The organism is Streptococcus mitis, from assembly GCF_003944325.1.
Classification (GTDB): domain Bacteria; phylum Bacillota; class Bacilli; order Lactobacillales; family Streptococcaceae; genus Streptococcus; species Streptococcus mitis_CW.
Map to the genome: position 1 here is coordinate 1 of NZ_RJPX01000060.1, position 6056 is coordinate 6056.

Below are 6056 nucleotides of genomic sequence, written 5' to 3' on the forward strand. Positions count from 1 at the left end.
ATTCCAGAGTACATCTTCAAAGAAACTATTCCAGAGTACATCTTCAAAGAAACTAAGAAAGACGAAAAAGGCAATACAACGCATGTATACCGTCAAGTCGTAACAAGTTATGTGAATGAAGAAGGAAAAGAAATCAACCCTTCAGACAAAGGAACGAAGGATAAGAAAGACATTCCAGAGTACATCTTCAAAGAAACTAAGAAAGACGAAAAAGGAAATACAACACATGTATACCGTCAAGTCGTAACAAGTTATGTGAATGAAGAAGGAAAAGAAATCAACCCTTCAGACAAAGGAACGAAGGATAAGAAAGACATTCCAGAGTACATTTACAAAGAAACGAAAAAAGATAAAGATGGAAATACAATCCATGTATATACTAAGAAATCTTCTTCAACACCAAATTCACCAACACCTTCAACTCCAAGCAATGAAGAAAGTAAATCAACAGTTTGGAAAGATACTGAAGGTAATGTTCTAAAACCTCAAGAAGATGGTACAAAAGATAAGGGAACATTTACTGGCTATGAATATGTCAAGACTATTTTAGTTGGAAATGTAACAACTCATATCTTTAAGAAAGTGATTACTCCAAGTCATGATGAAATCCCTTCTCATTCAGATGTAACAGCAACATCAGATAAATCAACTCAAATAGCGACTTCAAATGAATCAACATTTGTAGATGGTAAACGGGAACTTCCGAATACAGGTACTCAATCATCAACTTCATCTCTCCTTCTTGGAGCTCTAGCAGCAATAACTGGCTTAGGATTAGTTTCAAGACGTCGTAAAGATGATAAAGAGTAAGAAATGGTATAAAGCGCAATAAGTAGCTTATCTATTATTCTGAAGTTTATGATAATCAAGAAAAGCCTTTCCTCTATTCTTAGGGGAAGGGCTTTTTGAAATAGGATATGTAGGTAAGGTAAACCCCAATAACGAGGTATATTGAAAAATCTCCAGACTAGAGAACTCACTGATAGTTCCTAATCTGGAGATTATTTTTTTATCTTCTTTCGACTTCGCCAATTCCTGTGCAAGGAGTTTAAGGGCAACTTGTGGGTTGGTTTGGCTGGCCTTTTGTTTAGTGAGCTTGTTAGAAGTATCTTGATTGGCGTTGAGGCTATTGAAAAGGTAGATCTCTTAATTTGAATGATTATTAAACTATATTATAACCTTTAAAAATCATCCAAGATATACTTGTCGTTATTTACTAGCAGTTATCTTCTTTATGGAATGATGTTCAATGAGCCACCCTACAATCCACCCCGTCGCTAGCAAGTAATTTTCGAAAGCACCGATAGCATTTACAGGAGAATGATACTCCATAAAATTGACTAAGTGATTTGTTCCTATTCCAATCCCACCGAAGATGAGAGCGAGAAGCACGATGCGTAGATAGAACCAATCGTACTTAATATTGACACCGAGAATAAGAATCAATACAGCTAGGTTCCATATTCCAATTTCTCGTTGCCAACCAGTAGAGATTCCGTACCCGGAGTGACTTCCCATGTATGATGGAAAGAAAATTTGTAGTATAGAAGCGCCTAGCATAGCGATGATGACTAAAACAAATAGCAATCGTAAAAATTTGTTCATTTTTTCTTCTTTCTAAAATAGAAAAAGGTATATAAAAAGTCTGTTATTTATCTTCTTTCAACTTCGCCAATTCCTGGGCAAGGAGTTTAAGGGCAACTTGTGGGTTGGCTTGGCCTTTGGTTGCCTTCATGAGGAATCCTGTGAAGGCTTTGTCTGCGTTACGTTTACCTGATTTGAAGTCGGCAACTGCGGCTTCGTTATCGGCAAAGACTTGATGGATAATTGGAATCAAGACTTCAGGATCTGAAATTTGAACCATGCCTGCTTTTTCCACGTATTCACGCGCTCCACCGCCATTTTTGGCTAGATGGACAAAGACTTTCTTGGCAATCTTAGAAGAGATAGTACCGTCTTCTATGATGGCAATCATTTCAACCAAGTTTTCTGGTGTCAATTCGATTTGTTCCAGAGTCTTGCCTTCAGCGTTCAAGAACTGAGCAACTTCACCTTGGAGCCAGTTAGAGACTTGTTTGGCATCACCACCGAGGGCGACAGCTTTTTCAAAGAAATCAGAAGTGACTTTGTTTGCAGTCAACTGGCTAGCATCGTAGTCTGACAAGCCAAGGTCAGCCACGTAACGCGCACGGCGTTCTTTCGGAAACTCTGGCAACTCTGTCCGCATTTCCTCAATCCACTCATCTGAAATTTCAAAGAGAGGTAGGTCTGGTTCTGGGAAGTAGCGGTAGTCTGCAGCACCTTCTTTGACACGCATGAGGATGGTTGCCTTGTTAGCTTCATCGTAACGGCGTGTTTCTTGGCGTATTTGACCACCTGAGCGAAGGATTTCAGCTTGACGTTGGACTTCGTATTCAAGACCTTTGCGAACGTTGGAGAAGGAGTTGAGGTTCTTCAACTCAGTCTTGGTACCGAATTTCTCTTGACCATAAGGACGAAGAGAAATATTGGCATCCACACGCATAGAACCTTCTTCCATCTTAACGTCAGAAATGCCAGCGTACTGGATAACTTCCTTGAGGGCAGTTAGGTAAGCATAGGCTTCTTCTGGCGAACGCATGTCAGCTTCAGATACAATTTCAATCAAGGGCACCCCTTGGCGGTTGAGGTCAACATAAGAGTAGCCATCTGTACCGTGGGTGTTTTTACCAGCATCTTCTTCCAAGTGAGCACGTTCGATACCGATTTTCTTAGTCGTACCATCTTCTAGTTCCACTTCAATCCAGCCGTTGTAACCGATTGGCTCATCAAACTGAGAAATTTGGTAGGCCTTTGGATTATCAGGATAGAAGTAGTTCTTGCGGTCAAAGTGCATCTTTTTGTGGATGTCCATATTGAGGGCAAGAGCAGCCTTGATACCGGCATCGACAACCCCTTTATTGAGAACTGGCAGAACTCCTGGAAAAGACCAGTCAATCACGTTAGTGTTGGCATTTTGGTCATTTCCAAAGTGGGCAGAAGTAGGTGAGAAGATTTTTGAATTGGTGTTGAGCTCTACGTGGACTTCAAGTCCAATGACTGTTTCAAAGTTCATTAGTTGTCACCTCCAAAAATCACGGGTTGTTGTTTGTGGTAGTCTGTTGTTGCTTCAAAAGCAGCAGCAGCTTGGTAAATGGTTTCCTCAGAATACTTAGGACCAATCAATTGCAGACCGACAGGTAGACCTTGAGAGAATCCAGCAGGAATCGAAATTCCTGGGAGACCAGCTAAGTTGACTGGGATGGTCAAAAGGTCAGCCAAGTACATGGCAACAGGGTCGTGGTTGAGTGAATCCAAGTCATAGGCAACGCTTGGAGCAGTTGGTCCCAAAATCAAGTCGTAATCCGCAAAGACTTGTTCGAAATCTTGGATGATGAGGGTACGGACCTGTCCAGCCTTTTTATAGTAGGCATCGTAGTAACCTGATGAAAGGCTGAAAGTACCTAGCATGATACGACGTTTCACTTCTTCACCGAAACCTTGGCTACGGCTGTTTACATAGATTTCATCAAGGTTGGTTGCATCCTCTGCGCGGTAGCCGTAACGGATACCGTCAAAGCGTTGCAAGTTTGATGAAGCTTCTGATGAAGCGATGATGTAGTATACGGCAACACCGTATTTAGAGTGAGGAAGACTGACTTCTTCGACGATAGCACCCAGTTTTTCAAAGTGTTTAGCGGCATTCAGGATGGTTTCCTTAACTTCTGGGTCAATTCCTTCGCCAAGATATTCTTTAGGTAAAGCAATTTTCATGCCCTTGATGTCTTGACCGATTTTTGAAGTAAAGTCGGCAATTCGGATAGGAGCAGAAGTAGAGTCTTTAGCATCTTCGCTGGCAATCGCATTGAGCAAGAGGGCGTTTTCCTTAACAGTCGGAGCGAAAGGTCCAATCTGGTCTAGAGAGCTACCAAAGGCAATAAGACCGAAACGAGAAACCGTTCCGTAGGTTGGTTTGAGACCAACGATTCCGTTGAAGGCGGCAGGTTGGCGGATAGAACCACCAGTATCAGAACCTAGTGACAAGCGGACTTGTCCTGAGGCTACGGCTGAAGCAGAACCACTTGATGAACCACCAGGAACCTTGGTCTGGTCCCAAGCATTTTTAGTGGCACCGTAGTAAGAAGTTTCACCTGAACCACCCATGGCAAACTCATCCATGTTGGTCTTTCCTACGACAATCATGCCTTTAGCTTTTGCATTGGCAACGGCTGTCGCATCAAAGATTGGCTCATAGTTGTAGAGCATTTTTGAGGCAGCAGTTGTGAGAATACCATCTGTAGAGATATTATCCTTAACAGCCAATGGAATTCCTGAAAGGACATTATCAGCATCGATTCCAGCTTCATCAATAGCTTTGGCTTGAGCAAGAGCCTGCTCCTCAGCGATGGTAACAAAAGCGTTGATAGCTGTCTCGCGAGATTGGATATCTTCAAGCGTAGCTTGGGTTAATTCTGTTGCTGAAATTTCCTTAGAGACAAGGAGATTGTGCAAGTCTTCAATGGTTTTATTGTTAAAAGTCATTAGGCATCTCCTCCATCGTCTAGGATAGCTGGGACCTTGATATAGTAGTTATCTTTTTCAGGTACGTTTTTAAACAAGCGGTCGCGGTCTGTTCCCTCTTCGGCTACATCAGGGCGGAGCACAGTCTTGCGATCAGCCATGGTCGTAGTAGGTGCGACACCAGTTGTGTCAACTTCGCCCAGCAATTCAACCATGTCAACAATCTTAGACAAGGTAGTCGCAAAGGCAGCAGTTTCTTCTTCAGAGAATCTTAATTTTGAAAGATTGGCAACGTGTGTTACCTCTTCTTGCGTAATTTTCATCTTGCATCCTTTCGTGAAATGATGATTTTTAGTCTGTTCTATTTTACCATATTTTCCTATAAATAAGGGAGGGAAAGGTGAAAAAAGACATCTGGCAAGTCGAGAAAGAGGTTTTTAAAATAGACAAAAAAATAGCCGTCCTAACTTTGGTGAGTTAACGAGCTATTTTTTTAGTTATATAATTACAGCCACCGTCTTAAACGGCTCTGTAGGGTGTTGTTGACGCAACACCTTTTTCTATATTCATTGTAACATTTATTTAAAAAATTGCAAGGGGAGTAGGATGGTTAGTACCTAAGTGGGGCAATAATTGAATAGTAGGCATTAAAATTGCTCGCTAGTTTTTGTTTGTTGTTGATTAGCAAACTAAGATTCTTTGATTTTAATATGCACTCTTTTGGTATTCATTCCATAAAGCCTGAAGTTCATCTGCATTTTCTAAGACATATTGCCTTATCATTTTTAGGTCTTTTGCTTTTGCTTTACCATCTCTCAGTTCACCGTTCAGAAACATTGAACCCACTTCTTCTCCGTGGATATAAAAGTGAATATGCGCTTTTTGACCTTTATGGTTATGTTCGTTAGGACGAATTTCAATACCATACTTTAAGAAAGAATATTTAGGCATGTAGTAATCCCACGTAGTCCTTCCATGTTTCAAGGTAGTTATCGCGATTTAACTTAATTTGCTTTTGAGCAAAACGAATATCATAGTCTGCCAAGTCCAAGTTTTCCAATACTTCTCCAGTTAGAATACTAAAGGTTCCAATTAATTCATCGTCATCATACATACGCAAAATAGGGTTGTTTGGATTCTTGTAAATATCATCTTTTGTCACTTCTAAATTAGTTACACCAAATTCTTTGAACATGATTATATCTCCTTTTTGTTTTATTATATCATTTTTGCTAGAATTGTCACGATTTTCGATATATTTGACTACAAGGGAAAGCTTTTATTCAATATAAAATAGGGTAAATTCCCAAACTAAGTTCCACCGCTAATCCAAGTGGAAGTTAGTCTGATAAAAATTGTAAAAACCAGTGGAAATCCGTGTCAGGGTAAGTTCCACTGGTTTTACTAATGCTTGATTTTATTGCTTTTTTAACCAAACTGAATCGAAAAAAAGAGCGCACAAAATCCTCTCATCTGAAAGCGTTTCAGATTAAGTTCCGCTATGGTGGAAGTTAGTG

7 protein-coding genes are annotated in these 6056 nt (G+C 40.5%); 1 reads left to right on the top strand and 6 read right to left on the bottom strand.

What is annotated here, in order from left to right; all coding sequences use genetic code 11:
- Positions 1 to 810: LPXTG cell wall anchor domain-containing protein (locus D8787_RS10740; RefSeq protein ID WP_125423752.1), on the top strand; the 810-nt coding region annotated here is incomplete at its 5' end.
- Positions 811 to 1209: 399 nt separating this feature from the next.
- Here the strand turns inward: D8787_RS10740 and D8787_RS10745 are convergent.
- The 6 genes from D8787_RS10745 to D8787_RS10770 all read right to left on the bottom strand — a co-directional run bounded on the left by D8787_RS10745 (position 1210) and on the right by D8787_RS10770 (position 5734).
- Positions 1210 to 1605 carry a hypothetical protein gene (locus D8787_RS10745; protein WP_125423755.1) on the bottom strand — a complete coding sequence of 132 codons (396 nt, stop codon included), beginning with the start codon at positions 1603 to 1605 and terminating at the stop codon, positions 1210 to 1212.
- A gap of 43 nt (positions 1606 to 1648) precedes the next feature.
- On the bottom strand, positions 1649 to 3094 hold the full coding sequence (gene gatB / locus D8787_RS10750) for an Asp-tRNA(Asn)/Glu-tRNA(Gln) amidotransferase subunit GatB (protein WP_125423758.1): 1446 nt from the start codon (positions 3092 to 3094) through the stop codon (positions 1649 to 1651).
- On the bottom strand, positions 3094 to 4560 hold the full coding sequence (gene gatA, locus D8787_RS10755) for an Asp-tRNA(Asn)/Glu-tRNA(Gln) amidotransferase subunit GatA (protein ID WP_125423761.1): 1467 nt from the start codon (positions 4558 to 4560) through the stop codon (positions 3094 to 3096). Before gatA ends, gatB begins: the two co-directional genes overlap by 1 nt.
- Complete coding sequence (gatC, locus tag D8787_RS10760) at positions 4560 to 4862, bottom strand: Asp-tRNA(Asn)/Glu-tRNA(Gln) amidotransferase subunit GatC (RefSeq protein WP_000705419.1); 303 nt, start codon at positions 4860 to 4862, stop codon at positions 4560 to 4562. Before gatC ends, gatA begins: the two co-directional genes overlap by 1 nt.
- Positions 4863 to 5244: 382 nt before the next feature.
- Positions 5245 to 5490, bottom strand: coding sequence for a DUF4160 domain-containing protein (locus D8787_RS10765; protein ID WP_042901444.1), 246 nt, complete (start codon positions 5488 to 5490; stop codon positions 5245 to 5247).
- Positions 5483 to 5734, bottom strand: coding sequence for a hypothetical protein (locus D8787_RS10770; protein ID WP_042901443.1), 252 nt, complete (start codon positions 5732 to 5734; stop codon positions 5483 to 5485). The genes D8787_RS10765 and D8787_RS10770 overlap by 8 nt, the downstream gene beginning before the upstream one ends.
- Between the last annotated feature and the right edge of the window lie 322 nt (positions 5735 to 6056).

Coding starts and splice junctions, on each gene's coding strand:
- D8787_RS10770 (WP_042901443.1), bottom strand. CDS start 5,734: ATGTTCAAAGAATTTGGTGTAACTAATTTAGAAGTGACAAAAGATGAT.
- D8787_RS10745 (WP_125423755.1), bottom strand. CDS start 1,605: ATGAACAAATTTTTACGATTGCTATTTGTTTTAGTCATCATCGCTATG.
- gatA (WP_125423761.1), bottom strand. CDS start 4,560: ATGACTTTTAACAATAAAACCATTGAAGACTTGCACAATCTCCTTGTC.
- gatC (WP_000705419.1), bottom strand. CDS start 4,862: ATGAAAATTACGCAAGAAGAGGTAACACACGTTGCCAATCTTTCAAAA.
- gatB (WP_125423758.1), bottom strand. CDS start 3,094: ATGAACTTTGAAACAGTCATTGGACTTGAAGTCCACGTAGAGCTCAAC.
- D8787_RS10765 (WP_042901444.1), bottom strand. CDS start 5,490: ATGCCTAAATATTCTTTCTTAAAGTATGGTATTGAAATTCGTCCTAAC.